This window comes from Defluviimonas sp. SAOS-178_SWC (assembly GCF_039830135.1).
In the GTDB taxonomy this organism is placed as follows: domain Bacteria; phylum Pseudomonadota; class Alphaproteobacteria; order Rhodobacterales; family Rhodobacteraceae; genus Albidovulum.
On sequence record NZ_CP156081.1, the window covers coordinates 478,938 to 501,543 of the forward strand.

General features: G+C 63.4%; 20 protein-coding genes and 7 pseudogenes. 22 read left to right on the forward strand and 5 right to left on the reverse strand.

From position 1 onward, the window contains the following. The first annotated feature begins 84 nt into the window (after positions 1 to 84). The 5 genes and pseudogenes from V5734_RS03185 to V5734_RS03205 all read left to right on the forward strand — a co-directional run. Positions 85 to 1,053 carry a tripartite tricarboxylate transporter substrate binding protein gene (locus V5734_RS03185; protein ID WP_347312077.1) on the forward strand — a complete coding sequence of 323 codons (969 nt, stop codon included), beginning with the start codon at positions 85 to 87 and terminating at the stop codon, positions 1,051 to 1,053. 31 nt (positions 1,054 to 1,084) lie between these two features. Next, positions 1,085 to 1,519 carry a tripartite tricarboxylate transporter TctB family protein gene (locus V5734_RS03190; RefSeq protein ID WP_347312078.1) on the forward strand — a complete coding sequence of 145 codons (435 nt, stop codon included), beginning with the start codon at positions 1,085 to 1,087 and terminating at the stop codon, positions 1,517 to 1,519. A 21-nt stretch (positions 1,520 to 1,540) separates the two neighbouring features. Beyond that, entirely contained in the window at positions 1,541 to 3,043 is a 1,503-nt protein-coding gene (locus tag V5734_RS03195) for a tripartite tricarboxylate transporter permease (RefSeq protein WP_347312079.1), read from the forward strand. 48 nt (positions 3,044 to 3,091) lie between these two features. Beyond that, positions 3,092 to 4,363: a TolB family protein gene (locus V5734_RS03200; protein WP_347312080.1), complete on the forward strand. Its 1,272-nt coding sequence runs from the start codon at positions 3,092 to 3,094 to the stop codon at positions 4,361 to 4,363. A gap of 85 nt (positions 4,364 to 4,448) precedes the next feature. After that, a pseudogene (locus tag V5734_RS03205) lies at positions 4,449 to 4,754 on the forward strand (IS6 family transposase); the annotation flags it as partial. Positions 4,755 to 4,970: 216 nt separating this feature from the next. On the opposite strand, the pseudogene V5734_RS03210 reads toward V5734_RS03205, so the two are convergent. Together V5734_RS03210 and V5734_RS03215 are read right to left on the reverse strand one after the other, a co-directional pair. Beyond that, a pseudogene (locus V5734_RS03210) lies at positions 4,971 to 5,711 on the reverse strand (IS110 family transposase); the annotation flags it as partial. Positions 5,712 to 5,991: 280 nt separating this feature from the next. Then, a pseudogene (locus tag V5734_RS03215) lies at positions 5,992 to 6,096 on the reverse strand (IS5/IS1182 family transposase); the annotation flags it as partial. Between the two features lie 59 nt (positions 6,097 to 6,155). On the opposite strand from V5734_RS03215, the pseudogene V5734_RS03220 reads away from it, so the two are divergent. The 13 genes and pseudogenes from V5734_RS03220 to V5734_RS03280 all read left to right on the forward strand — a co-directional run. Then, a pseudogene (locus V5734_RS03220) lies at positions 6,156 to 6,308 on the forward strand (IS5/IS1182 family transposase); the annotation flags it as partial. A gap of 140 nt (positions 6,309 to 6,448) precedes the next feature. Next, complete coding sequence (locus tag V5734_RS03225) at positions 6,449 to 7,468, forward strand: TRAP transporter substrate-binding protein (RefSeq protein ID WP_347312081.1); 1,020 nt, start codon at positions 6,449 to 6,451, stop codon at positions 7,466 to 7,468. Between the two features lie 157 nt (positions 7,469 to 7,625). Further along, the gene (locus V5734_RS03230; RefSeq protein ID WP_347312082.1) at positions 7,626 to 8,063 is read left to right on the forward strand and encodes a TRAP transporter small permease; all 438 of its coding nucleotides are present in this window, start codon (positions 7,626 to 7,628) and stop codon (positions 8,061 to 8,063) included. 3 nt (positions 8,064 to 8,066) lie between these two features. Beyond that, entirely contained in the window at positions 8,067 to 9,383 is a 1,317-nt protein-coding gene (locus tag V5734_RS03235; RefSeq protein ID WP_347312083.1) for a TRAP transporter large permease, read from the forward strand. A 70-nt stretch (positions 9,384 to 9,453) separates the two neighbouring features. Further along, positions 9,454 to 10,326, forward strand: a complete 873-nt coding sequence (locus V5734_RS03240; protein WP_347312084.1) for an FAD binding domain-containing protein — start codon at positions 9,454 to 9,456, stop codon at positions 10,324 to 10,326. Further along, complete coding sequence (locus tag V5734_RS03245) at positions 10,323 to 10,802, forward strand: (2Fe-2S)-binding protein (protein WP_347312085.1); 480 nt, start codon at positions 10,323 to 10,325, stop codon at positions 10,800 to 10,802. The genes V5734_RS03240 and V5734_RS03245 overlap by 4 nt, the downstream gene beginning before the upstream one ends. Beyond that, positions 10,799 to 13,144, forward strand: coding sequence for a xanthine dehydrogenase family protein molybdopterin-binding subunit (locus V5734_RS03250; RefSeq protein WP_347312086.1), 2,346 nt, complete (start codon positions 10,799 to 10,801; stop codon positions 13,142 to 13,144). Before V5734_RS03245 ends, V5734_RS03250 begins: the two co-directional genes overlap by 4 nt. 37 nt (positions 13,145 to 13,181) lie before the next feature. Continuing rightward, a complete protein-coding gene (locus V5734_RS03255) occupies positions 13,182 to 13,967 on the forward strand; it encodes an SDR family oxidoreductase (protein WP_347312087.1) in 786 nt (261 codons plus the stop codon). Positions 13,968 to 13,992: 25 nt separating this feature from the next. Next, complete coding sequence (locus tag V5734_RS03260; protein ID WP_347312088.1) at positions 13,993 to 15,624, forward strand: thiamine pyrophosphate-binding protein; 1,632 nt, start codon at positions 13,993 to 13,995, stop codon at positions 15,622 to 15,624. Between the two features lie 39 nt (positions 15,625 to 15,663). Then, on the forward strand, positions 15,664 to 15,990 hold the full coding sequence (locus V5734_RS03265; RefSeq protein WP_347312089.1) for a cupin domain-containing protein: 327 nt from the start codon (positions 15,664 to 15,666) through the stop codon (positions 15,988 to 15,990). After that, positions 15,987 to 16,649 carry a CoxG family protein gene (locus V5734_RS03270; protein ID WP_347312090.1) on the forward strand — a complete coding sequence of 221 codons (663 nt, stop codon included), beginning with the start codon at positions 15,987 to 15,989 and terminating at the stop codon, positions 16,647 to 16,649. Before V5734_RS03265 ends, V5734_RS03270 begins: the two co-directional genes overlap by 4 nt. A 32-nt stretch (positions 16,650 to 16,681) precedes the next feature. Then, a complete protein-coding gene (locus V5734_RS03275) occupies positions 16,682 to 17,437 on the forward strand; it encodes an SDR family NAD(P)-dependent oxidoreductase (RefSeq protein WP_347312091.1) in 756 nt (251 codons plus the stop codon). 33 nt (positions 17,438 to 17,470) lie between these two features. Continuing rightward, positions 17,471 to 17,878 carry a GlcG/HbpS family heme-binding protein gene (locus tag V5734_RS03280; protein WP_347312092.1) on the forward strand — a complete coding sequence of 136 codons (408 nt, stop codon included), beginning with the start codon at positions 17,471 to 17,473 and terminating at the stop codon, positions 17,876 to 17,878. Positions 17,879 to 18,026: 148 nt separating this feature from the next. On the opposite strand, the pseudogene V5734_RS03285 reads toward V5734_RS03280, so the two are convergent. Then, positions 18,027 to 18,173 (reverse strand): annotated as a pseudogene (locus tag V5734_RS03285) (transposase); the annotation flags it as partial. 58 nt (positions 18,174 to 18,231) lie between these two features. Between V5734_RS03285 and V5734_RS03290 the strand changes: the two are divergent. Genes V5734_RS03290 through V5734_RS03300 form a run of 3 tightly spaced genes read left to right on the forward strand, consistent with a single transcriptional unit; the run spans position 18,232 to position 20,024 of the window. Then, positions 18,232 to 18,936, forward strand: a complete 705-nt coding sequence (locus V5734_RS03290) for an IS6 family transposase (protein WP_347312093.1) — start codon at positions 18,232 to 18,234, stop codon at positions 18,934 to 18,936. 18 nt (positions 18,937 to 18,954) lie between these two features. Then, on the forward strand, positions 18,955 to 19,443 hold the full coding sequence (locus V5734_RS03295) for a DUF5681 domain-containing protein (RefSeq protein WP_347312094.1): 489 nt from the start codon (positions 18,955 to 18,957) through the stop codon (positions 19,441 to 19,443). Further along, the gene (locus tag V5734_RS03300) at positions 19,440 to 20,024 is read left to right on the forward strand and encodes a DUF5681 domain-containing protein (RefSeq protein WP_347312095.1); all 585 of its coding nucleotides are present in this window, start codon (positions 19,440 to 19,442) and stop codon (positions 20,022 to 20,024) included. The genes V5734_RS03295 and V5734_RS03300 overlap by 4 nt, the downstream gene beginning before the upstream one ends. Positions 20,025 to 20,417: 393 nt before the next feature. Here the strand turns inward: V5734_RS03300 and V5734_RS03305 are convergent, their stop codons facing one another. Next, a complete protein-coding gene (locus tag V5734_RS03305; RefSeq protein ID WP_347312096.1) occupies positions 20,418 to 21,827 on the reverse strand; it encodes a calcium-binding protein in 1,410 nt (469 codons plus the stop codon). 249 nt (positions 21,828 to 22,076) lie between these two features. On the opposite strand from V5734_RS03305, the pseudogene V5734_RS21555 reads away from it, so the two are divergent. Further along, a pseudogene (locus V5734_RS21555) lies at positions 22,077 to 22,151 on the forward strand (IS6 family transposase); the annotation flags it as partial. A 176-nt stretch (positions 22,152 to 22,327) separates the two neighbouring features. Here V5734_RS21555 and V5734_RS03310 read toward each other — a convergent pair. After that, a pseudogene (locus V5734_RS03310) lies at positions 22,328 to 22,573 on the reverse strand (IS110 family transposase); the annotation flags it as partial. Positions 22,574 to 22,606: the final 33 nt, after the last annotated feature.

Here is a 22,606-nt window from a genome sequence, read left to right on the forward strand (position 1 = left end):
TTGCATGCAATCAAATACAATGCGAGTCGATCCGGCTCAAAACCATGGCGGATGGCGCCAGCAGATCCAGGGAAAGGAAGACGAATGATCGCCAATCTGAAGTCCACTCTTGCAGTCTTGTGCAGCGTCACCGCGATCGCCACGGCCGCGCCAGCGGCTGCGGAGTATCCGGAAAAGCCAATCACCATGATCGTTGCCTACTCGCCCGGCGGAGGGACGGATACCGCCGCGCGGACCATTGCGAAATACGTGGAAAAGCACCTCGGCCAGCGGCTTGTCGTCGAGAACAAGGCCGGGGCAGGCGGGCAGATCGGTTTCTCCGCGCTCGCGACCGCAAAGCCTGACGGATACGAGATCGGCTTCGTCAACGTGCCGTCGATCCACCTCGTGAAGAAGCTGCGCGAGGGCGTACCCTACGAGATTTCCGATTTCGACCCGATCGCCAACATCCAGCTCGACCCGGTGGTGGTCGCGGTTGCGGCGGAAAGCCCCTACCAGACGCTCGCCGATCTGCTGGCCGATGCGAAGGCGCATCCGGGCGAGTTGAACATCGGCGCGGATGGACCGCAGTCGAACAACCAGCTTCAGTTGGTGGTGGCCGAGAAGGCGCTGGACGTCGATTTCAACTTTGTCGCCTTTGACGGCACCGGGCCGGCGGTGAAGGCGACGCTGGGCGGCGAACTGGCGGCTTCGCTGCCGTCGGCGAGCGGCGCGACGTCTCAGGTCGAGAGCGGCCGACTGCGGCTGCTGGGCGTGTTCGCTGACCAGCGCAGCCCGTTGTTCCCCGACGTGCCGACAGTGAGCGAGCTGGCGGGCATGGCGGTGAATTCGGTCGGCGCCTCGATGCGCGGGATCGCAGCACCCAAGGGGCTTGCGCCGGAACAGAAGGTGTTCCTCGAGAAGGCCTTCGCTGCGGTGATGGAAGATCCCGAGTTCCTGGAACACGCCAAGTCGGCCGGGCTACCGCTCCAATACATGAACGCCGAAGAGTTCGGCGCCTACCTGGCCAAGGCCGACGCCGAACTTGATAGTTACGTCGATTTGCTGAAGTAAGCGCACAAGCGGAAGCATGGAGAAAGCCGACATGACCACAACAACCCGTGATGCGATTTTTGCGGCGCTGGCCCTAGGCATTGCCCTGGCAATCGGTTTGACGGCGTTCGGCTATCCCGTCGGCTCCTCCTACTTCCCGCGCAGCCTGGCGGTCTTCATGGGCGTTATGTCGGTGATCTACGGTTTTCGCGTCTGGCGCGGTGCGGCGGGCGCCGAGCCGGTAACTGGCGTGGGCGCGGGCGCCGCCTTTGTCGCATTCGCGGCGATCGCGGTCTGCGCCCTCGGCATGAAGGTGATAGGTTACGAGGTGACGACCTTCCTCTTCCTCTTCGGCCTGATCCTGACGCTGGGCGGCCGGCAGCGGCTGGTCGCCTCGCTGGCGGTTGCAGCCGGCGCCACGGCCGCGCTCCACGTCATCTTTTTCGTGCTGCTTGGCGTTGCCCGGCCGGAAAGCCTTTTCTTCTGACAATCGCGGGATAGCGCAGCAATGTTCGAAAATCTGTTGATGGGGGCCGCATCCCTGCTGGATCCGGCGATGTTGCTCGCGGTTGTCGCGGGCGTGGTAGGTGGTGTCATCATCGGTGCCTTGCCGGGGTTGACCAGCACCATGGGCGTGGCGCTGCTCATACCGGTGACCTTCTCGCTGCCGCCGCAGGTCGGGCTGGCGATGCTGGGCGGCATCTATTGCGCCTCGACCTACTCCGGCGCGATCAGCGCAATCCTGCTGAACATCCCCGGCACCTCCGCCTCGGTCGCCACGATGCTGGACGGCCACCCGATGGCAAGGGCCGGCGAGCCCGGGCGCGCGATTTCGCTGGCGACCTTCGCCTCGGCCATCGGCGGCGTCGTCAGCGTGCTGGCGCTGTTGCTGCTGGCCCCGGAACTGGCGGAGTTCTCGTTGCGCTTCGGGTCGCCCGAATACTTCCTGCTGGCCATTTTCGGCATCACCGTGATCGCTTCAATGTCGGCGGGTGCGATGGAGAAGGGCCTGATCGCCGGTGCCCTCGGCCTGATCTTGAGCACCGTCGGGGTGCACCCGCTGACCGGAACCATGCGCTTCACGATGGACCTGCCCACGCTCTACGACGGCATTCCGCTCGTGGTGTCGCTGATCGGTCTCTACTCGATCCCCGAGGTCATCGACCTGATCCGGCGCGCCCGCATTTCGGGCGAGGACAGCCGGGGCGTCGACCGTTCGAGCGCGCTGCGGGTGCTGCCCGAGCTGATGTCGCAGAAACTGAACCTGCTGAGGTCGAGCGTGATCGGGATCATTGTCGGGATCGTGCCGGGTGTCGGTTGCAGCGTCGGCGGCTTTCTGGCCTATGACGCGGCCAAGCGTGCCTCGAAGGCGCCGCAGTCCTTTGGCAAGGGCGCATCCGAGGGCATCGTCGCCAGTGAGACCGGCAACAACGCCGTCACCGGCGGCACGCTGATCCCGCTACTGACGCTGGGCATCCCGGGCAACCCGGTCACCGCGGTTCTGCTGGGCGGGATCATGATCCACGGCCTTCGGCCGGGGCCGGAGCTGTTCACGACAAACGCCGATGTGACCTATGCCTTCATCTTCAGCCTGTTCCTGTCCAACCTGCTGTTCATTCCGGTCGGCCTCCTCCTGGCGCGATACGGGCTGCGTGTGGTGCAGGTGCCCCCGGCGATCCTCGCGCCGATCATCCTGGCGCTGGCGATCATCGGCGCCTACGCGATGCGCGGGTCGGTCGACGACATCTGGGTGATGCTGGCGATCGGCGCACTTGGCTGGGGCATGGCAGCGCTTGCCGTGCCGCGCGCGCCGCTGGTGCTGGGCCTGGTGTTGGGCACCCTGGCCGAAGGCGAACTAGCCCGGTCGCTGGCGCTGGTGCGTGGCGATGTCGGCGCCTTTGCCCTTCAGCTGGTCACCCGGCCGATCTGTCTGGTTCTCATCGGGTTGTGTGCCTTTGCCATCCTGCATGGCATCGTCCAGCACCGCCGCAACTCGAAATTCCTCGAGTAGGGCCTACCCTCACTCACTTCCAGAAACACGACCGAGAGGAGCTTCCCGGTGAGCGTTGTCATGACGATTCCCTGCCCTGTACACAAGATCGGCCAGAGTGCCGGCCATCATTTCTTCGGCTACTACAACAAGAGCATCTGGGACCGTGAAGGGCAGCGGATGCTGGCGCTTCGGGTGCCGCGCATGGCCTGGGATCTGGCGGCAGACGACATCGCCGAGGTGGGGTATTTCGACCTTGCCTATGACAAGACATTTCGCACGGTGGACACGACGACGGCGTGGAACTGGCAGATGGGCACCCAGCTGCAATGGCTGGAGGGCCTGCCGGGCCGCAAGCTGATCTTCAACCGCCGCAGCGATGACGCCGCCGGCGCCTATCCGGGCCTGCAGGCGCGCATTCTCGATATCGACGATGGCAGCATCATCGATTTGCCCGACCCGGTCTATGTGGTCGCGCCCGACAGCAGCTATGCCATCTGCGTCGATTACATGCGGTTCACCGCGACCCATCCCACCATCGGCTATATGCCTGCCGGGCCCGCGCCGGAGCTTGAGCTTGCGCCAGCCGATGACGGCATTCGCCGAATGGAACTGCCCGGAGGGGAGTCGCGGCTGCTGCTCAGCCTCGCGGATCTGAAAGAATTCCAGCCGGTGGCCTCGATGGAGGGTGCGATCCATTGGGTCACGCATCTGGAGATCAACCCGGCCGGGGACCGGGTGCTGTTCCTGCACCGCTGGACGCGGCGGATCGAGGACGAGACCTGCTGGCTGCACCGGCTGCTGGTGGTCAATGCCGACGGTACCGGGCTGAAGCTGCTGGAATGCAGCGACCACCCAATTCCGCACCTGGACAACGCGCACGATCCATATGCGCTCGACACTTTCGACTACGAAAAGTCGGAGTATCAGATTTCGCACCCGACCTGGCGGGACGACCGGCACATCATGGTCTGGGGGCCGCACGCGGGCGAGATCCACTACCAGCTCTACGACATCGAGACCGGCGAGGCCGAGGTGGTGGGCGCGGAGGTGCTGACCGAGAACGGTCACATGACCTATTCGCCCGACAAGGCCTGGATGATCTCGGACACCTACCCGGACAAGCACACGAACATTCGCAAGCTGTTCCTCTACCACCTTGCGACGGGGCAGCGTGTCGATGTGGCCGACCTGCTAACCGATCCGACGCTTGGCAAGGAGAACCGCTGCGACCTGCATCCGCGCTGGCATCCCGACGGCGGATCGGTCTGCATCGATTCCGTCCACGAGGGCGAGCGGCAACTCTATGTCGTCGACCTGGACGCCGCCTTGGCACGCTGACGGTCTTGTCAAAGCAAACAGGCTTGAGGGCTCTGTCAAAAGAAACCGGCTTGAGGCTGGTAGTTCGTCTGCGTAGCCTTCGGCCATGCCCCAACGCTCGCCGTTACGCTATTTCAAGACGTCGCCCGAGGTCATTCGCCTGGCCGTGATGATGTACATCCGGTTCCCGCTGTCCCTGCGCAACGTCGAGGACCTACTGCACGAGCGCGGCATCGACATCTGCCACGAGACGGTCCGGTTCTGGTGGCACAGGTTCGGACCGATGTTCGCCGCCGAGATCCGCAAGCGCCGCATCGTGCGCATGCGATCGAGCCGCTGGCGCTGGCACTTGGACGAGGTCTTCGTGAAGATCAACGGCGTGCGGCACTACCTCTATGGACGGCCCTCCCATTGCAAGGGTTCAGGGGTCTTGGCTGCGTAGATCCGTTGCAAACATCTATCCGGCGTCAGCCGACCTCTCAGCCGGAGCGCCCAAATGGGGTATCCGCATGTGCGCGCCTCTACATCTGGTAGGCCTCGCAGGCCGAGATAGTGCTCAGGCTCATCGCGCATCGGTTCGATCCGTGCGGTCCATTTCTCCGTCATCCTGCAATCGGCAGTGCTACCCTCAGGTGGCGGCGTGGTACGGCTTGCCCGTTCGAAGCACGGCCCAGATGATCCGTGCGTTCTTGTTGGCGAGTGCCACCGTGGCGCGGTTAACACCGCGCCGCTCCCGAAGCTCGTTGATTCATATGCTCAGGGGATCGGTCTTGTTCGGCGCCGTCCGAACGACCGACCTCGCTCCATGGACCAGCAGGGTCCGCAACTGCTGGCTGCCGCGCTTGGAGATCCCCATCAGGACGCGCTTGTCGCCGCTCGAATGCTGGCGCGGCACGAGCCCGAGCCAGGCGGCGAGATGACGGCCGTTGCGGAATTCGGCGCCATCTCCGACCGCGGCGAAAATCGCGGTGGCGGTCTTCGGCCCGACGCCTTTGATCCGTGCGATGCGCTTGCAGTTCTCGCTCTCCCGGAACACGGTCTGGATCTTCTGCTCGAACGAGGCGATGCGGCGATCGAGGTCGCAGAAGAGATCCCAAAGCTCGGCGATCGCTTCCCGCGCCATATTCGTCAACGCGTTGCCGAGGTCATCCAGAATCTCCGGGATTCGCGGCCTGGCGCGCGTGATCGACTGGGCGATGGCGAAGCCGCGATCAAGCAGCAGGCCCCGGATCTGGCAGACGGTGGCGGTGCGGTGATTGACGAGCCTTTGCCGGGCGCGGTGCAGCGCCTGAATGTCCTGCTGCTCAACCGTCTTCCTGGGAACCAGCGGTATGTGGGGCTGCCGCACGGCGGTGCAGATCGCCTCGGCGGGTCTTGTCAGATTAAATCGCTGCTGTATGTTTCGAGACGGGAAATTCAGTGCCGATCTTCGTCGCATGCTTGACCACGGTCCAGCAAACAGAGGGATTGTTCCCCAGCGTCAGAGCAGGGCGGCGGGGAAGAACGGGCCCCAACTTTTGCTCTGACAGTACCCTCTGCAAGGTCTTTTCCCTTACGGATTGATTTCTTGCACCTCCGTTCGAAGGGAGTGAGCAGGAAGGGACGGCAAGGCCCGATTCCTCTGACAGTACCCCGATGTCCACACATGCCAGCACCGGATCGAACCAGACGGTCAGCGAGCCACGCTGCTTCAAAGCCTGATTGTAGCTATGCCAGGTGGTGGTCTTGTAGGTCGTCTTCGGAGGCCTGCTCATGCTTCCCGGCTAGCATGCTGGATTCACGAGATGAATCCCCTGCATTTGCGCAACAGCGCCGGGTGGCGACGAAAATGAACTGCGTGAAGCTGCTCGGGCAGCGGTTGATGTCCCGCGACTTCGACCGCTAGGTTGCCGAAGTTCAGAAACGTGCGGCGGTCATGAATCGCTTCACTGCCCTCGGCATCCCGGTCACCGTGGCCCTGGGATAAGTGTGTCTGGGGAAAGCGAAACTGCGGCCATCAGCTGATTTGCGCAACAGCGCCTTGACAGGTCGGCGACAAAAGTATGTATATAATTACATACTAAGAAACTGTGTGCCGTTTTGTTTCCCGCAACAAGGAGGACTATCATGAAGTACTTCATCCTACCGAAAGCACTCACCTGGACCGTTGCTGGCGCAATGCTGGGAGCCGTAAGCCTTGTGGCAGTTTCAAACCGGGCCATGGCCGAAGAGATTACACTGAACATGATCGGATCATGGGCGCCCGGCACATCGGCGGATGCGGATATCGCGATGCGCTTCATAGAGGAGGTGAGTCGGATTTCGGGTGGCGAAATTACCGTAAACTATCGCGGTGCCGCCGAAGTGGTGCCGATTTTCGATCAGCCCGACGCGATCGTGCGGGGACTGTTCGATGTCTGGTACGGCGCGCCCAACTACTGGGCCGGGACGGTGCCCGCCAGCTATGTCACCGAACTGTCGGAGTTCGATGTGCCTGATCAGGGACCGGGGAGCGAACTGTTCGCCTTGATGGACAAGATCTTCGGGCGCAGCGGGATCAAGTACCTAGGGCATTACTCGGGCGATGCCGAGGATGGCAATCACTATCTGATCTCGCAGGAAAAGATTACGAAGATCTCCGACCTCAAGGGCAAGCAGATCCGGGTGCCGCCGCTGACGCGTGACTTCGTCGTCGCCGCCGGGGGTGAGCCGGTGACCCTGCCGCCCGGTGATGTTTATGTCGCGCTCGAGCGCGGAACGGTTAGCGGGTTCACCTGGCCCTATTTCGACAGCTTCACCAGCTTTGGCTGGCATGAGGTCTCAAAGTACCTGATCAACCAGCCGATCTACCGCAACGGCATTAATATCGTCATGAACCAGGATCGTTGGGACAGCCTGCCCGAGAAAGCCCACGACGACATCATGAAGGCGGTCGAGACGACGCAGCTCTGGGCGCTTGGTTGGGTCGCGGCTCATCAGGCGACGCAGCTCCCGGCGATGCAGGCAGCCGGGATGGAGGTGATCGAACTGTCCGATGAGGATGCCAAGGAATGGCGCGAGAAGTCACGCGCCGCCCTGTGGAAGCGGTTCGAGGACACGATTGACGCCGAGGACTACAAGGAAGCCAAGCGCCTAATCGGTGACTGATCCCTTACTGATCCGGCGCCTGGACCGGCGCCCCGTGCGCTGGTCCAGGCATCACTCCACATATGAGCGAGGCAGGACGGCCATGACGGGTTCATCTAGGGCGGGGCGAATACTGGACGGCATACTGGCGTGCTTTGCGGGACTGGCCGGGGCACTGATGATTTTCATCATGCTGATCATCTGCACGAAGGTGGCCATGCGATATTTTTTCGGCACCGGCATCGTAGGGATCGATCAGATCAGTGGCACGGCCATGCTCTACATTGCCTTCCTGTCTGCGGCCTGGGTCCTGAAGAAGGAAAGCCATGTTACGATTGACATCGTCCTGGCAATCATCGACGCGACCGCGCGGCGCCGAATGAACGTGGTGGCCTCGTTGCTCTGCGCCGCGGTCTGCTTGATCATCACGATCTTCGGTGCGTTGGAGGTCTGGCAGTCCTGGGTGCGCGAAGTCCGCATCGCCTCGGAAATAGAGATTCTGCGCGCCTATAACCTGGCGGTAATACCGCTGGGCTGTTTTCTGCTGTTCCTTCAGTTTCTCCGGCGCGCACGTGGCGGTGTGATCGAAGGTTCCTTCGGGAAAGAGGCGGGTTGAGACATGTGGGACTGGCCGATCTATGCACTGATGTTTTTCGGCGGGCTGGTCGTCCTGCTGCTGGGCGGTCTGCCCGTCGCCTTCGCGTTTCTGCTGCTGAACGTTGTGGCGATCTATTTCTTCTGGGGCGGCACGGCAGGGATCCACCAACTCGTGCTGAGCATCGACAGCTCAATCGCCACTTTTATCCTGGTGCCGGTGCCAATGTTCATACTGATGGGTACGATGATGTTCCATTCCGGCGTCGCCGGGCGGCTAATTGACGTTCTGGACGCCTGGCTTGGCCGGTTGCGCGGTCGCCTGTCGATTCTGGCCGTGGGCGCGGGGGCGATGCTGGCCACCGTGACCGGCGTGGCGATGGGCAGCGTGGCGATGCTGGGCTCGACCCTGGTGCCCGAGATGGAAAAGCGCGGCTATTCGAAATCCATGTCGCTGGGGCCTGTGCTGGCCAGCGGCAGCCTCGCGATTATGATTCCGCCAAGCGCGCTGGCGGTGATCCTGGCCAGCCTGGGCAGGATCTCGGTCGGCGGCATGCTGGTGGGCATCCTGCTACCGGGGCTTCTGCTGGCGCTGTCCTACGGGATCTACATCTTCGTGCGGTGCCTGATGCAGCCCTCTCTGGCGCCCGCCTACGCGCCGGAGCCGGTGCCGATGGGCCGCCGGATCACGGATACGCTGCTGTACGTCGTGCCGATGATGTCGGTGATCGTGGTGGTGATCGGCTCGATCTTCGCGGGCATGGCGACACCGACTGAGGCAGCCGCCATAGGCGCACTGATGACCTTCGTCCTGGCGGCCGTCTATGGCAAGCTGACCTGGTCGGTCACGAAAAAGGCCGTCGGCTCGGCCACGCTGATTTCCGCGATGGTGCTGATCATCCTCAGCGGCTCCGCGGCGTTCAGCCAGTTGCTGGCCTTCTCGGGGGTTACGTCCGGGATCACGCGGCTGGCGCTTGGCCTCGACGTTCATCCGGTGATCCTGCTGATCCTCATGCAGGCCGTGGTCTTCGTGCTGGGCATGTTCCTGGAACAGACCTCGATCGTGATGGTGACGGTTCCAATCTTTATGCCCATCGTCGCCGCCATGGGCTGGGAGCCGGTGTGGTTCGGGGCGATCATGCTGCTGAATCTGGAACTGGCGACGCTGTCACCGCCCTTCGGCCTCAGCCTGTTCGTGATGAAGGGAATCGTATCGCGCGACACTACGATGATGGACATCTACCTGGCTGTGCTGCCCTTCGTGGCGATCAATCTGGTCGTGATGGGCATCATCATCGCCTTTCCGGCGATCGTGCTGTGGCTGCCCAGCATAATGCTGTGACGCGTCGGGCCGGCCGGCTGGCAGGGCATGCCAGCGCCCTTTCCACGCGCAACAAAAGGATGACACCGTAATGCGACCGGCGAGTTTCGAGTATCACCGTGCCGAGGATCTCTGCCATGCGCTGGATCTTCTGCACGAGTTCGGCGACGATGCCTCGCCGCTTGCCGGCGGACAGAGCCTGGTACCGATGATGAACCTGCGGCTGGCGCGGCCGGAGATTCTGGTGGATATCAACAATGTCGGCTGCGCGGGTATCGAGGTGGCCGAGCGCGCGATCACGCTAGGCGGGCTTTGCCGGCATCACCTGGTCATGTCCAGCGACGATATCCACCGCCGTGCACCCATTCTGCGCGAGGCCTACGGCTATCTGGCGCACCCGGTCATCCGGCGGCGCGGCACGGCCGGCGGCAGCATCGCCTACGCCGACCCAACGGCCGAGTTGCCGACTTTGCTGATGCTGCTGGACGGAGAGATCACACTGTCATCGAAGGACAGCGAGCGACAGCTTCACGCCGCCGAGTTCTTTCGTGGTGCCTTCTCCACGGCGGCAGAGCCCACCGAACTGGTCACCGCGCTACGCCTGAACCTGCCGGCCGGCGGCTGGGGCGGGGCGTTCGACGAAGTCTCCCAGCGGCATGGCGACTACGCGGTGGCCAGCGTCGCGGTCGCGGTCCGGCTGAAGGATGACCGGCTGACCGGGTGCCGCATCGCCGTTTCTGGCGCCGATACCTTCTCTGTGCGGGCCACCGCGCTGGAGGACATGCTGAACGGCGAGACCCCCTCGGACGCGCTCGCCCGGGCCGCGGGGCAGCAGGTGCAGGGCGCCTTTGCCTGCTATTCCGACATCCGCGCCAGCGCCGAGAACCGCCGGCGGATTCTAGCACGGCTGGTCGAGACCACGCTAGTCACGGCATTCGCTAGGGCCGGGGAGGGAAGATCGTGAAACTGAATCTGACCGTGAACGGTCGCAGCAAGGAAGTCGACGCCGAACCGCGTCGCCTGCTGGCCGATGTGCTGCGGACCGAATTCGGCGCCTATGGTGTTCATATCGGCTGTGCACAGGGCGCCTGTGGCTGCTGCACCGTCAGCGTGGACGGCGAAAGCCGGCTGTCCTGCCTGACCTTCGCCGCGCAATGCGACGGCGCCGAGATCCAGACTATCGAGGGTCTGGGCGACAAAACGCGCGCGCACTACCTGCAACGCGCCTTCATGGCCGAACACGCGCTGCAATGCGGGTTCTGCACACCGGGATTCATCATGGCGCTGGCGCCTTTCGTGGATAAGGCCGGCGACCCCAGCGATGCGGAAATCCGCGATGCCATGTCGGGCAACATGTGCCGCTGCACCGGATACCAGAGCATCGTGGCCGCCGTGCGCCTCGCCATCGAGTTGCGCGATGCCGAAAGGGGGGCAGCATGACGAAAAGCGAAAGCCCTAAATTCTTGGGCGTACGCGTCACGCGGCTGGAGGATCCGCGCTATGTCTCGGGGCGGGGGCGTTATCTGGAGGATCTGGAACTGCCCGGCATGCGGCATGTGCGCTTTGTCCGCTCGCAGATGGCGCATGCCCGGATCGAGAGCATATCGGCAGATTTCGCCCTGTCGGAATTTCCCGGCGTGCAGGTCTTCACGGCCGCGAATCTGCCCGATCTGGCCCTGCGCCCCCGGCAGGATGTCTGCGGCGCGCAACATGCCGATCAGCCGGTGCTGGCGCGCGACGTCGTGCGCTTCGTCGGCGAACCGGTGGCCGTGGTGGTGGCCGATGATCCCTATATCGCCGAGGATGCTGCCGAGTTGGTCGATATCGTCTACGATCCGCTGCCGGTCATCACCTCGCGCGAGGCGGCCCTGGCCCCCGACGCCCGGCCGATGTTCGGGGACTGGGCCAACAATTGCTATGTCGAACGCGAGATGGCCGGCGGCGACATAGACGCGGCCCGGAAGGCGGCGCGCCATGTCTTTACCCGGACCTACCGCACGCAGCGTCAGGTCGGCGTGCCGATGGAGTGCCGCGGGGTGCTGGCCGCGCTTGACGCCAGCGGCGCCGATCTGACGGTCTGGTCGTCGACGCAGATGCCGCATCTGCTGCGCAGCTACCTGGCGACCGAACTGGACTGGCCCGAGAACCGCCTGCGCGTCGTGGCCCCCGATGTGGGCGGCGGCTTCGGCGTCAAGGCACAGATCTTTGTCGAGGAGATCGTCGTGGCCTGGCTGGCGACCGAACTGGACTGCCCCGTGAAATGGGTCGAGGACCGCCGCGAGCATCTGCTGGCCAGCATCCATGCGCGCGATCACGAACATACCCTGACCGCCTATCTGGATGACTATTTCCGCTTTGTCGGGCTGGAGGCGGACATCACCGTCGATTCCGGCGCCTATCCGGTCTGGCCCTGGACCGGCGGCGGCGAGCCGGGCATGGCCGCCAAGGTGCTGCCCGGCCCTTACGACATCACCGCCTATCGTGCGAAGTACCGCTCGGTCGCGACCAACAAATGCCCGCTGGGCACCTATCGCGGTGTCGCGCGCCCCTCGGCGGTGTTCACGCTGGAGCGGCTAGTGGATGACATGGCGCATGAATTCGGCCTTGATCCGATCGAATTCCGTCTGCGCAACGTCGTGCGAGAGTTTCCCTATCGCAACGTGCTGGGCTTCACCTACGACTCGGGCTCCTACGCCGAGTCCCTGGAGCGCATGCGCGAGTTGCTGGAAGCCGATCGCGCCGAGGCCGCGCGGACGCGCGACGCAACGACACGGATCGGCGTGGGGATCTCCTGCTATGTCGAGCAGACGGCCCACGGCACCCCGGATTTCACCCGTCGCAGCGTGCCGATCGAGACAGGCTACGAAAGCGTCCGCGTCGAGATGGAGCCGGACGGCAAGGTGGTGATCCAGACCGGCATGCAGAATCACGGCCAGGGGCACGAGACGACGTTCGCGCAGGTCGCCGCCGATCAGCTCGGCATCTCGCCCGGCGATGTGGTCCTGCGCCACGGCGACACCGCAGGCAGTCCCTATTCGGTCGGCACTTGGGGCAGCCGCGGCGCGGTGCTAGGTGGCGGCGGCGTTCATCGCGCCGCGGGCCGGCTGCGCGGAAAGCTGTGCCGGATTGCGGCGCATGCGTTCCAGACCAGGGCGGAGGATATCGTGCTGATCAATGGCGTGGCGCGCGCGGGCAACGACCCCGAGCGCACGATCCCCATCGCCACGCTGGCCCGCTGGGCCACGCGGCAGGTCGACAAGCTGCCCGTCGGTATGGAGCCGGGGTTGAGCGAATCCGTCACGCTGGACGGGCCGGCCGATGGCACCTACTCCAACGCGGTGCATGCCGCGGTAGTCGAGATCGACACGCTGACAGGCATCCTGAAGCTCCGTCGGTTCTATTCGGTCGAGGATTGCGGCACCGTCATCAACCCGATGATCGTCGAGGGCCAGGCGCGCGGCGGCATCACCCAGGCCATCGGCTCGGCGCTGCTGGAGGAATTCGTCTATGACGAGGACGGCCAGCCGTTGACTACCAATTTCGCCGATTACCTGATGCCGATGGCGCCGGAAATCCCCGACATCCATATCGAGCACCTGGAATCGCCCTCGCCCCTGACCGAACTGGGCATGAAGGGCATGGGCGAGGGCGGTGCAATCGGCGCGGCCGCAGCCATCGCCAACGCGGCGACGGATGCCTTGGGCAAACCCGTGATGCAGACCCCGATCACGCCGAACCTCATTCTGCAGATGATGGCCTCGGGCGAGACGGACCCGGCGTGATGCGAGGGACGGAAGATGAAAAAGGACGGAACGCAAAATGGATCTTGGACTGAAGGGAAAGCGCGCGCTGGTGACGGCGGCGTCGCGCGGGCTAGGCCGGGCGGCGGCTGTCTCGCTGGCGCGCGAGGGGGCCGTGGTGGCCGTGGCCGGGCGCGCGTCAGAGGTACGCGATAGTGTGGTCGCACAGATCGCCCAAGCAGGCGGACAGGCCGTGGCCGTGGATCTGGATTTCTCCAACCCCGGGACCATCGCGGGCGGTGTCGAAGAGGCCGCGCGAATGCTGGGCGGGCTGGACATCGTGGTCGCCAACACCCCCGGGCCCGCATCGGGACCGTTCATGGGTATTACGGCGGCCGCGTGGCGCGACGCCTTCGAGATGACGGTGCACGCGCTTGCCGATCTGTCGCGCGTGGTCATTCCGCATCTTCAGGCGGCAGGGGGCGGTCGACTGATCTTCGTCACCACCGTGGGCGTGAAGATGGTTCAGCCAGACATGGTGCTGTCGGATGCGACGCGGCTGGCGGTGACCGGCCTGGCGAAATCGCTGTCAGTCGAACATGCCGGCGACAACATTCTGGTCAACAGCTTGTGCCCCGGCCCCATCGCGACGGACCGCTACCTGCAACTGATCGATGCAACGCAGAAGCGGCAGGGCTTGGACCGCGACGGAGCCGAGGCGATCTGGCTGGACGAGGTGCCGCTGCGGCGTGCTGGCAGCCCCGAGCAATTCGGCGACCTGGTGGCCGTGCTGGCCTCGGACGCCGCCTCTTACGTAACGGGCGCCGCGTTGGCGGTCGATGGCGGGAAATCACGCGCCTACTGACGGCGAAGTTCGAAGGATGAAAGACATGACACAGGACTACGAAGGCGGCGATCTGGTCGTCGAATCCCTGCGGGCGCTCGGCGTGAAACAGATATTCTCGGTGTCGGGCGGGCCGCTCAATTCGGTCTACCGGGCGGCGGCGCGCTATCAGTTGCCCCTGATCCACTCGCGCCACGAATCCGCCGCCGGCTTCATGGCCGATGCCACCGCGCGCATATCGCGAATCCCGGGGGTCGCGCTAGTGACGCTGGGGCCGGGTGTGACCAACATGACGACGCCGGCACTGGTGGCCAAGATGGCCGGAACGCCGTTGCTGATAATCGGGGCGCAGGCGCCGTTGTCGGTCGTGGATCGCGGCGTGGCCATGGCGGCCGATCATCTGTCGATCATGCAGCCGGTGGTGAAATGGGCGGCCCGCGTTCCGACCACCCAGCAGATCCCCGAATATCTGGAAATGGCCTGGCGCCACATGTGGTCGGGCACCCCGGGCCCGGTCTTTCTGGAGATCCCGACGGATTTGCTGTCGGCACCCGCACAGCCCGCCGAGCCGGCCCGGTTCACACGCAGCCGCGCCGGCATGACCGTCGAGGCCCGCGACGGCCTCTCCGAATTGGTCCGCAAGGCGAGACGTCCGCTGTTTATTCTGGGCGACGAGTTGCACTGGGACGCCCCCAACGCTTTGACCTCCACAGTCGAACGGATCGGCGCGCCCTTCGTCACCATGCGGCTGGCCAGAGGCATCGTCGACGAACGCCACGCCTTGTGCGCCGGACCGGGCTATCTGCCGCTGAACGAAAGCCTCCAGACCACTCTGGACGAGGCGGATCTGATCATGATGATTGGTCATCATTTTGAATTCGACATCGGCTTCGGCTGCACGGTCGGACCGCAGGCAAAGGTGGTGCAGTTTTCCAGCGACGCGGCGATGCTGCACCGAAACCGCAATGCCGATCTGGCGGCCGTGGCCGGCGCTTCCGCGGTTATCGAGGCGCTGGCTGGGGCCGAGTGTCCGGGACTGGACCGCGACTGGGTCGCTCTCCGGACCGATGCCTGGCGGGATGAACGCAAAGCCCAGGCTGACGACAATGATTCGTCAGGCTCGCTACATCCCGTCGCCGCGATCGACGCCGTGGTCGAGGGTGCGCCCCTGGATGCGGTCTTCGTCACCTCGCATGGCAACATAGATTTCTGGGCCGACGGGCGGATCCGGGTGATGGCCAGCGACCTATACCTGCGCGCCGGTCAGGGTGGCGCACTCGGGGCCGAGGTCTGCTTCGGCATCGGCGCGCGCTTTGCCAACCCCGGACGCCCGGCCATCGTTTTCGTCGGCGACGGCGGTGTCGGATATCATGTCACCGAGATCGATACGGCGGCACGCTATGATCGCCCGGTCATCATCGTCGTGCTCGACGATCAAAAATGGAGTGCGATCGCTCTGCCACAGAAGATGCGCTATGGCGACGAGTTCGAGATGGAGCTGCCCAGACGGGACTGGCCCGCCGTCGCCAAGGTTCTTGGCGGCACGGGATATTTTGCCGCAACCGTCGAGGAAATCCGTACAGCCATTTCCGATGCCATCGCCTCGGGCAAGCCTGCGATCGTGCATATCCCGGTGAAATCCGCTCTGAGCCCGTACATGGCTGCGGTTTCTAAATAGGAAACGCTCATGAAAATCTGGAAAAACGAATCCCCCCCCATGACGGAACCTGCCGGCCATTTCGGCGGGCTGAAGTCGACCGATATCGTGCCGTTTGCCGGTCGCAACTATGCCGTTCAAATGGCGATCGTACCGCCCGGCGGCGGAGGCCACTCCCATCATCATGAAACTCTGGACCAGATTTTCTATATCGTGGGCGGTCAGCTGACCTTCACAGTCGGCGACGAGACGTTCGAATTGAAGACCGGTCAGAGCGTGCTTCTGGAGCCGATGGATCCGCATGGCACGTTGAACGAGGGTGCGTCCGACACGACGGTTTTGGTCGTGACCATCGAACAGGACGAGCGGAAGGGCGGCGGAAAATGAAGATCGAGAAAAAATTTCAGGTTAGGGCGTCACCTGATCAGGTCTGGCCGCTATTGTCGGATGTCTCGGCTGTGGCCGAGTGCATCCCGGGATTCGAACTCAAGGAGGAGGTCTCGCCCGGGGTCTATGACGGCCAGTTCAAGCTGCGTGTCGGCCCGATGTCGGCGACGCTGGCCGGACAGGGCATGCTGAACCTGGACGAGCAGAAGCGCATTGGCCTGGTCGAGGGCAAGGGCGTGGACCGCCGCGGCGGCTCGCGGGCGACGGGCAAGCTGCAATATGCAATCGCGCCCGTCTCGGGGGGAACCCAGGTTTCGATCGATGCCGATGTGCAGTTGAGCGGCCCGCTGGCGCAGGTGGGCCGGACCGGCATCGTTCAGGATATCGCCGATCAGCTGACGGCGCAGTTCGCCGCGAACCTGGAAGAGCGTCTCAACAGCGGCGCGGGCTCCACGGGCGATGCATCCCCAGTCGGCGATGCGGCCACGGACAGCGATGCAGCACCGGTAGCCACGGACGGGCCGACGGCGAAATCGCAAGGGGCCCGCGCCCCGGCGACAGACGGGCGGCGTGCTCCAGCGGATGAATTCAACGCCGGATCCGCCTTCTGGTCTGCCCTCTTGCGCAGGATCGCGGCGTTCTTCGGGCGCAGGAAATAGACTCCCTTCCACAAAGAGACAGGAGATCGATCATGACCAGACGTTTGCAGGGAAAGCGCGTCATCTTCACCGGTGGCGTCACCAATATCGGGCGCGAAGTGGTCGAGCTGTTCCAAGCCGAGGGGGCACGCATGGTCGTGGCGGATATTGACCGGGACGCCGGCAGGGCACTGGCGGAGGCTCTGGGCGACGGCGTCAATTTCGTGCATGTCGACGTGACCGACGAGGACAGCGTCCGCCGGATGATCGAGGCGGGCGTCGAAACCCTGGGCGGGCTCGACGTCCTGTGTCAGAATGCCGGGGCGCAGCGTTCGGGCAAGGTCACGGAATTCGCGGCCGAGGACTGGGACATGCTGTTCCGGGTCAACGCGCGGGCGCATTTCTTCGGCGCGAAATACGCGGTACCGCATTTGCGCAAGGCGGGCAAGGGCGCCATCGTCAACACCTCGTCCCTGGCGGGACAGCGCGGCGGTGGCGGGATGACCGCCTATTCGGCCACCAAGGGGGCGGTTATCGCATTTTCCACCGCCCTGGCGATAGAATTGGCCCCGGACAATATCCGGGTCAACACGATTTGTCCCGGATGGGTGGACACGCCCTTCAACAAACCCGCGATCGACTTCATGGGTGGACGCGGCAATCAGGACGACATCGTCGCACGCACGGTGCCGCTGGGACGGCAGGCACATCCATCGGAAATGGCGCCGCTCTTCGTTTACCTGGCGTCGGACGAATCCTCTTACATGACGGCACAGGCGATCACCATCGACGGCGGCGTCTACAACTGAGCCGCCGTAACGTAGCATGAAAGGACTTACAGCATGCCGGAACTTCAGCTTCAGCCCACACTTGACGCTATTGCTGTCGGCCTGAAGGTCGCCCGTGCCATGGACGTGCGGTGCAGTATCGCCGTCCTCGATTCTGGTCGCAACCTGCTGGCCTTCGCGCGTGGTAACGAGGCCAGCCTGGGCACGATCGAACTGGCGAGGAACAAGGCGTATACAGCGGCGTCTTTCCGTATGAAGACCAGTGTATTGGCGGGCGTCAGCCAGCCGGGCCAGCCGCTTTATGGTCTCGACGTGTCGGGCGACGGGGCGCTTGTAATTTTCGGTGGGGGCGTTCCCATCATGTTGCAGGATCGGTCGATCGGCGCCGTCGGCGTATCGGGCGGCACAGTCGAGCAGGACGAGCAAATCGCCGATGCGGTGGCGGCAGAATTTTCGCGATGAGGAGCGTGGGTCGGATTTCGGCGATCTGGGCCGGATTGGAAGAACGCCGCCCGACCGATCCGAACCCGATACCCTTGCGGCGGTCCTGTCAGAAAGAAAAACCTTGAGCGGGGCAGGGGCGCTCCGTAGGGTCCAGACTCATTAGATTTCACAGCCAGAACAAGACGGTTGCAGCGAGCATGATCGCAGAGAAGAACGTTTCCGGGCACCGGTCGTATCGTGTGGCGACGCGCCGCCAGTCGTTGAGGCGCCCTAACATGATCTCGATGCGGTTGCGCCGTTTGTAGCGCCGCTTGGGTGCTGTCAGAGCAACTCAGCTTGAGGCGGGGGAGGGAGCTGGGTACCGTTCGTGGATGAAGAAATGTGACCCGTTCAAGTACTTCAAGACGAGCGAGGAGATCATCCGCCTGGCGGTGATGCTGTACGTTCGTTTCCCGCTTTCGCTTCGGAACGTCGAGGATCTGCTACACGAGCGCGGCATCGACGTCAGCCATGAGGCGGTCCGGTTCTGGTGGCATCGGTTCGGTCCGATGTTTGCATCCGAGATCCGGAAACGGCGGATCGAGGGCATGCGGTCCAGCCATTGGCGTTGGCATCTGGATGAGATGTTCGTGAAGATCAATGGTGAGCAACACTACCTGTGGCGTGCCGTCGATCACGAAGGCGAGGTTCTTGAAAGCTTCGTCACAAAGACGCGGGACAAGAAGGCCGCCCTGAAATTCCTCAGGAAAACAATGAAGAGGCATGGACGGGCCGATATCTTCGTGACGGACAAGCTTCGGTCCTATGGCGCCGCACTGAGGGATCTCGGTGCGGTCGATCGCCAGGAAACGGGCCGGTGGGAGAACAACCGGGCGGAGAACTCCCACCTGGCATTCCGACGACGCGAACGGGCGATGCTCCGCTTCCGCCAGATGCGAAGTCTGCAGAAGTTCGCCACCGTCCACGCCTCAGTCTATAACCTCTTCAACACGGAACGCAGCCTCGCCAGTCGACACCTCTTCAAGCGGAACCGCGCCGCCGCTCTCGCTGAGTGGCGCGGCCTTTGCGTGGCATAAGGGACAGGTCTGCTGTCCTTGTGGGAACGGGTTCGCATTCGTCTGGCAGCACCCGACGTGGTGATCGACAAGACCCTGACGGTGACGCGCAACGGGGTGCCGCGCGAGATCACGATGGAGGAGGCGTTGCAGCACCGCACCTACCAGGATGCGATTGCCGGAAAACGCCTTGCGATCCGCGAGGTCCTGAAATGGATCGAGAAGCGGGAGGCCTGGCTTGCGAAGCAGACGACGAAGACCGCACCCGGCGTGGTGATGCGCGGGATCTCGCATGATCCGGACAATGCCAACGGCGCGCTGCAGATCCTCGGCATCGCGCGCCGGGACATGACCCATGCCGAGAGCGACCCCGACCGGGTCCGGCTCAAGCTCGAGCCCTGGGCGGTGCAGGCAGCCCTCAGCCGGCGCCGCGGTGCGTCGCCACTCTCCGAGAACGACGTCGCCGAGATCCGGCGCTGCACCCGGGATCCTGACCAGCTGCGCTGGCCACGGAGGGCACGCGGATGAGTACTCCTTCAGACATGGCGGGGGACGGCCCCGAAGACGATGCCGGCCCTGGCTACCGGCATCCGCCGCGATCGACACGGTTCAAGAAGGGCCAGAGCGGCAATCCCCGGGGCCGCCCGCGGGGGCGGCATCGCGAGGCGCCGTATGATGCGGTACTCGGGCAGGAGGTGACGATCCGTGACGGTGGCGTCGCGCGCCGGGTGACGGCGGCGGAGGCGTTCCTCCTGCACCTTGCCAAGCGCGGACTTGAAGGTGACGGCGCGGCGGCCCGGGCCGCCATGGCCGCGATCGCGCAGGCCAGTGCCGCCCAGGCGGTGTCCGCGGCCTGGCCGCGCGAAATCATCCTGTGTTGTGTGGCGCCTGGAAGCGTGACCTCGGCGCTCGAACCGCTCAGGATGGGCAGGAAACGCGATCCCTATCGCCCGACTGCACGAATGCTGCTTGAGCCCTGGATCGTGGCGGCCGCCCTGGCCCGGCTCGGGGACCGGCACCTGAGCCGCGCAGAACAGGAAACCGTCTTCCGTGCCACGCGAACCCCGCACAAGGTCCGCTGGCCCGACTGGTGGGAGGTCAGAGAGTAGGCGGATGATGGACACATGAAAGCGTGAAAAACGGCGGGATCCGGATTCTCGCTGCGGGCGCCCAAGATTGGTGTCCGTTCTCAAGTGGCAAGCTTTAAATGTGAGGAACTTGCTGTCGCGCCTGAGCCGGGCCGGGTGATCAAGGAGAATTGCCGGCTTTCCGATGATGTTCCGCCGTCCAACGTTATTGCGACGTACTTCAACGAGGCATGTGGCCTCACCTCCCGCGTCCTTTTCGAACGGAATCAAACCACGACTTCTTGCAGCGGGGCGCGGTCGTCGCGCATCACAGGCGGGAGCGTTGCAGCACCGCAAATGACTGGTTCACATCCGTCTTCCCGCACCCATCCTGATGATGCGCATCAAGCTTCCGAAGTCCGGTGGCCAGTGCCTCTATACGACCATGATATCGTCGCTGAACACGCCCAAGTTCGTCACCCCTGCGACGGTCAGGCTGTGGCCGCCGAAGTCGAATACGACATCGGAACCGACGACACTGGCATGGTCGGCGATGACCTGCGCCACGGTCTTGCCGCCGCCCCAGAGCGCGTCGTCGAGAACCAGCGTGTCGACATTGTCGGCAAAGTCGGTCACCCGGTCCTGGCCGTAGCCCGCGAGGAACACGAAGCTGTCCGCGCCGAGCCCGCCGGTCAGCACGTCATCGTCGGTGCCGCCGTTCAGCCAGTCATCGCCGCCGCCGCCGTTGATCGTGTCATCGCCCGCCATGCCGAAGACCTCGTCATGGGCGTTGAAGCCGAACTGCACCGCGTCCGTGTAGCGGTCGTTGCCGTCCCCGAGCCAGGCCTTGTCCCGGCCCATGCCGCCGTTGACGACGTCGTTGCCGCCGCCGGCATAGATCGTGTCGTGCTGGTTGCCGCCGTTGATCGTGTCGTTGCCGATCCCGCCCGCGATCCAGTCGTTGCCATCGTCGCCGTTGAAGACATCGTTGCCGCCGCCGCCCTTGATCGTGTCATTGCCCGCGCCGCCGAACACCGTGTCGCGCCCGTTGATGTCGTTCTGGGCGTTGTCGGTGTAGAGGTCGTTGCCGTTCCCCAAGAGCGCCCGGTCGCGGCCGTCGCCACCATAGACCCGGTCATTGCCGTCACCGCCCACCAGCGTGTCGTAGCCGGAACCACCATAGATCGTGTCAAACCCGAGACCGCCGATCAGCGAGTCGTTACCGCCCTCGCCATTCAGCAGGCCCGCCCCGCCGCCGCCGTTGATCGTGTCGTTGCCGCTGCCGCCCAAAATAGTGTCGTTACCCAAGTCTCCAAAAATCAGATCGTTTCCTTGATCTCCGTAGAGTTTATCATTCCCATTGCCGCCATAAAGAGTATCTCCTCCGGAGTTGCCATGAATTATGTCGTTTCCGTCAAATCCGCTCATACGGTCGGCATAGGAAGAAAGATTAAATACGTCATTCCCCGAAAGTGCAGTAGTTACAATCTGAATATCATCGGCGTTACTAGAGGTTAGCGCGGCTTGGTATAGTGCGGCCGCAGAAATTGAGAGACCGTGGGCGTACCAGATAGTGCCCCCGCTGTAGAATTCTTCACCGATGGCAGTAACCGTTCCTCCCATGACCGCGCCGGATGAATTTACAACAAATCCACTGCCGAAAAACCCTAGAACAAGGTCATCGACGCCGTCCCAACCGTTTACCGCATACACATCTTGGTAGGTAATTCCATTGAAATTATAGTAAGTATCATTTCCAAAATAGTAGTCCCAAAAGTTACGAGAAAACCAGTTTAAGTCGATGCTGTAGATATCAAACCCATAATATGATGTAATAGTCGCCACTGATTCTCACCTCTCAATTTGTCAAAATTCTGTTCAGCCTAACGACAGAAAATTCACACGATTCGATTAGCTATCCTGCCTGCAACATGCGTATTTGGCCAGTCGTAAATAGGCCCTGTCAAAGGAATCCAGCTTGAGCCTGCCTGGGGTGGATCGTACCTTCCCGGAATGAGCACGCCGAACCCCTTCCGCTGGCGCTGTCAGAAGGAATCTGGTTGAGACGGGCATGGTGGTCTCGTAGCGTGTTGGGTGACGAAACAAGACCCATTCAAGTATTTCCACAGCAGCCCCGAGATCATCCGTCTGGCGGTGATGATGATGGTGTTGTCTAATCGCTCTTGTCGCGTCAACTCTGAACGTCCGAGTGCGTGCCTGCCGGATGCATGGTTGTCTCCGCAGTCGACAGTAGGCCGCCGCATGATGGGGCTTCGCGGGAGGAGCCTTCAATGTGGACGACGCACTCTGTTTGATTGACGGTGGGTGCTGTCATGTGTGGACGTATAGGGGGTGACGAACTGCGGCGAGATCAGTCGCACCTCGTGTCCGAGATCGGACAGCACCCTGGCCCAGTAGGGCGCGCCGCCGCAGGCTTCCATTCCCACGAGGGACGAGGGCAACTCCGAGAAGAACTGCGCCACCGTATCCCGCCGCAGCGTCTTTTGCAGGACCACCCTATCATCAATATCGACACCACAAACCTCGAATACGTTCTTCGCCAGATCCAATGCTATCCGCACGATCTCCATGGCATGCCTCCTTCAGTCCGATCGATGCTCGAT

What these genes read in the sequence shown, in the direction of transcription:
- V5734_RS03185 (WP_347312077.1), top strand. Translation starts at nt 85, where the DNA reads ATGATCGCCAATCTGAAGTCCACTCTTGCAGTCTTGTGCAGCGTCACC.
- V5734_RS03190 (WP_347312078.1), top strand. Translation starts at nt 1,085, where the DNA reads ATGACCACAACAACCCGTGATGCGATTTTTGCGGCGCTGGCCCTAGGC.
- V5734_RS03195 (WP_347312079.1), top strand. Translation starts at nt 1,541, where the DNA reads ATGTTCGAAAATCTGTTGATGGGGGCCGCATCCCTGCTGGATCCGGCG.
- V5734_RS03225 (WP_347312081.1), top strand. Translation starts at nt 6,449, where the DNA reads ATGAAGTACTTCATCCTACCGAAAGCACTCACCTGGACCGTTGCTGGC.
- V5734_RS03230 (WP_347312082.1), top strand. Translation starts at nt 7,626, where the DNA reads ATGATTTTCATCATGCTGATCATCTGCACGAAGGTGGCCATGCGATAT.
- V5734_RS03235 (WP_347312083.1), top strand. Translation starts at nt 8,067, where the DNA reads ATGTGGGACTGGCCGATCTATGCACTGATGTTTTTCGGCGGGCTGGTC.
- V5734_RS03240 (WP_347312084.1), top strand. Translation starts at nt 9,454, where the DNA reads ATGCGACCGGCGAGTTTCGAGTATCACCGTGCCGAGGATCTCTGCCAT.
- V5734_RS03250 (WP_347312086.1), top strand. Translation starts at nt 10,799, where the DNA reads ATGACGAAAAGCGAAAGCCCTAAATTCTTGGGCGTACGCGTCACGCGG.
- V5734_RS03255 (WP_347312087.1), top strand. Translation starts at nt 13,182, where the DNA reads ATGGATCTTGGACTGAAGGGAAAGCGCGCGCTGGTGACGGCGGCGTCG.
- V5734_RS03260 (WP_347312088.1), top strand. Translation starts at nt 13,993, where the DNA reads ATGACACAGGACTACGAAGGCGGCGATCTGGTCGTCGAATCCCTGCGG.
- V5734_RS03265 (WP_347312089.1), top strand. Translation starts at nt 15,664, where the DNA reads ATGACGGAACCTGCCGGCCATTTCGGCGGGCTGAAGTCGACCGATATC.
- V5734_RS03270 (WP_347312090.1), top strand. Translation starts at nt 15,987, where the DNA reads ATGAAGATCGAGAAAAAATTTCAGGTTAGGGCGTCACCTGATCAGGTC.
- V5734_RS03275 (WP_347312091.1), top strand. Translation starts at nt 16,682, where the DNA reads ATGACCAGACGTTTGCAGGGAAAGCGCGTCATCTTCACCGGTGGCGTC.
- V5734_RS03280 (WP_347312092.1), top strand. Translation starts at nt 17,471, where the DNA reads ATGCCGGAACTTCAGCTTCAGCCCACACTTGACGCTATTGCTGTCGGC.
- V5734_RS03290 (WP_347312093.1), top strand. Translation starts at nt 18,232, where the DNA reads ATGAAGAAATGTGACCCGTTCAAGTACTTCAAGACGAGCGAGGAGATC.
- V5734_RS03300 (WP_347312095.1), top strand. Translation starts at nt 19,440, where the DNA reads ATGAGTACTCCTTCAGACATGGCGGGGGACGGCCCCGAAGACGATGCC.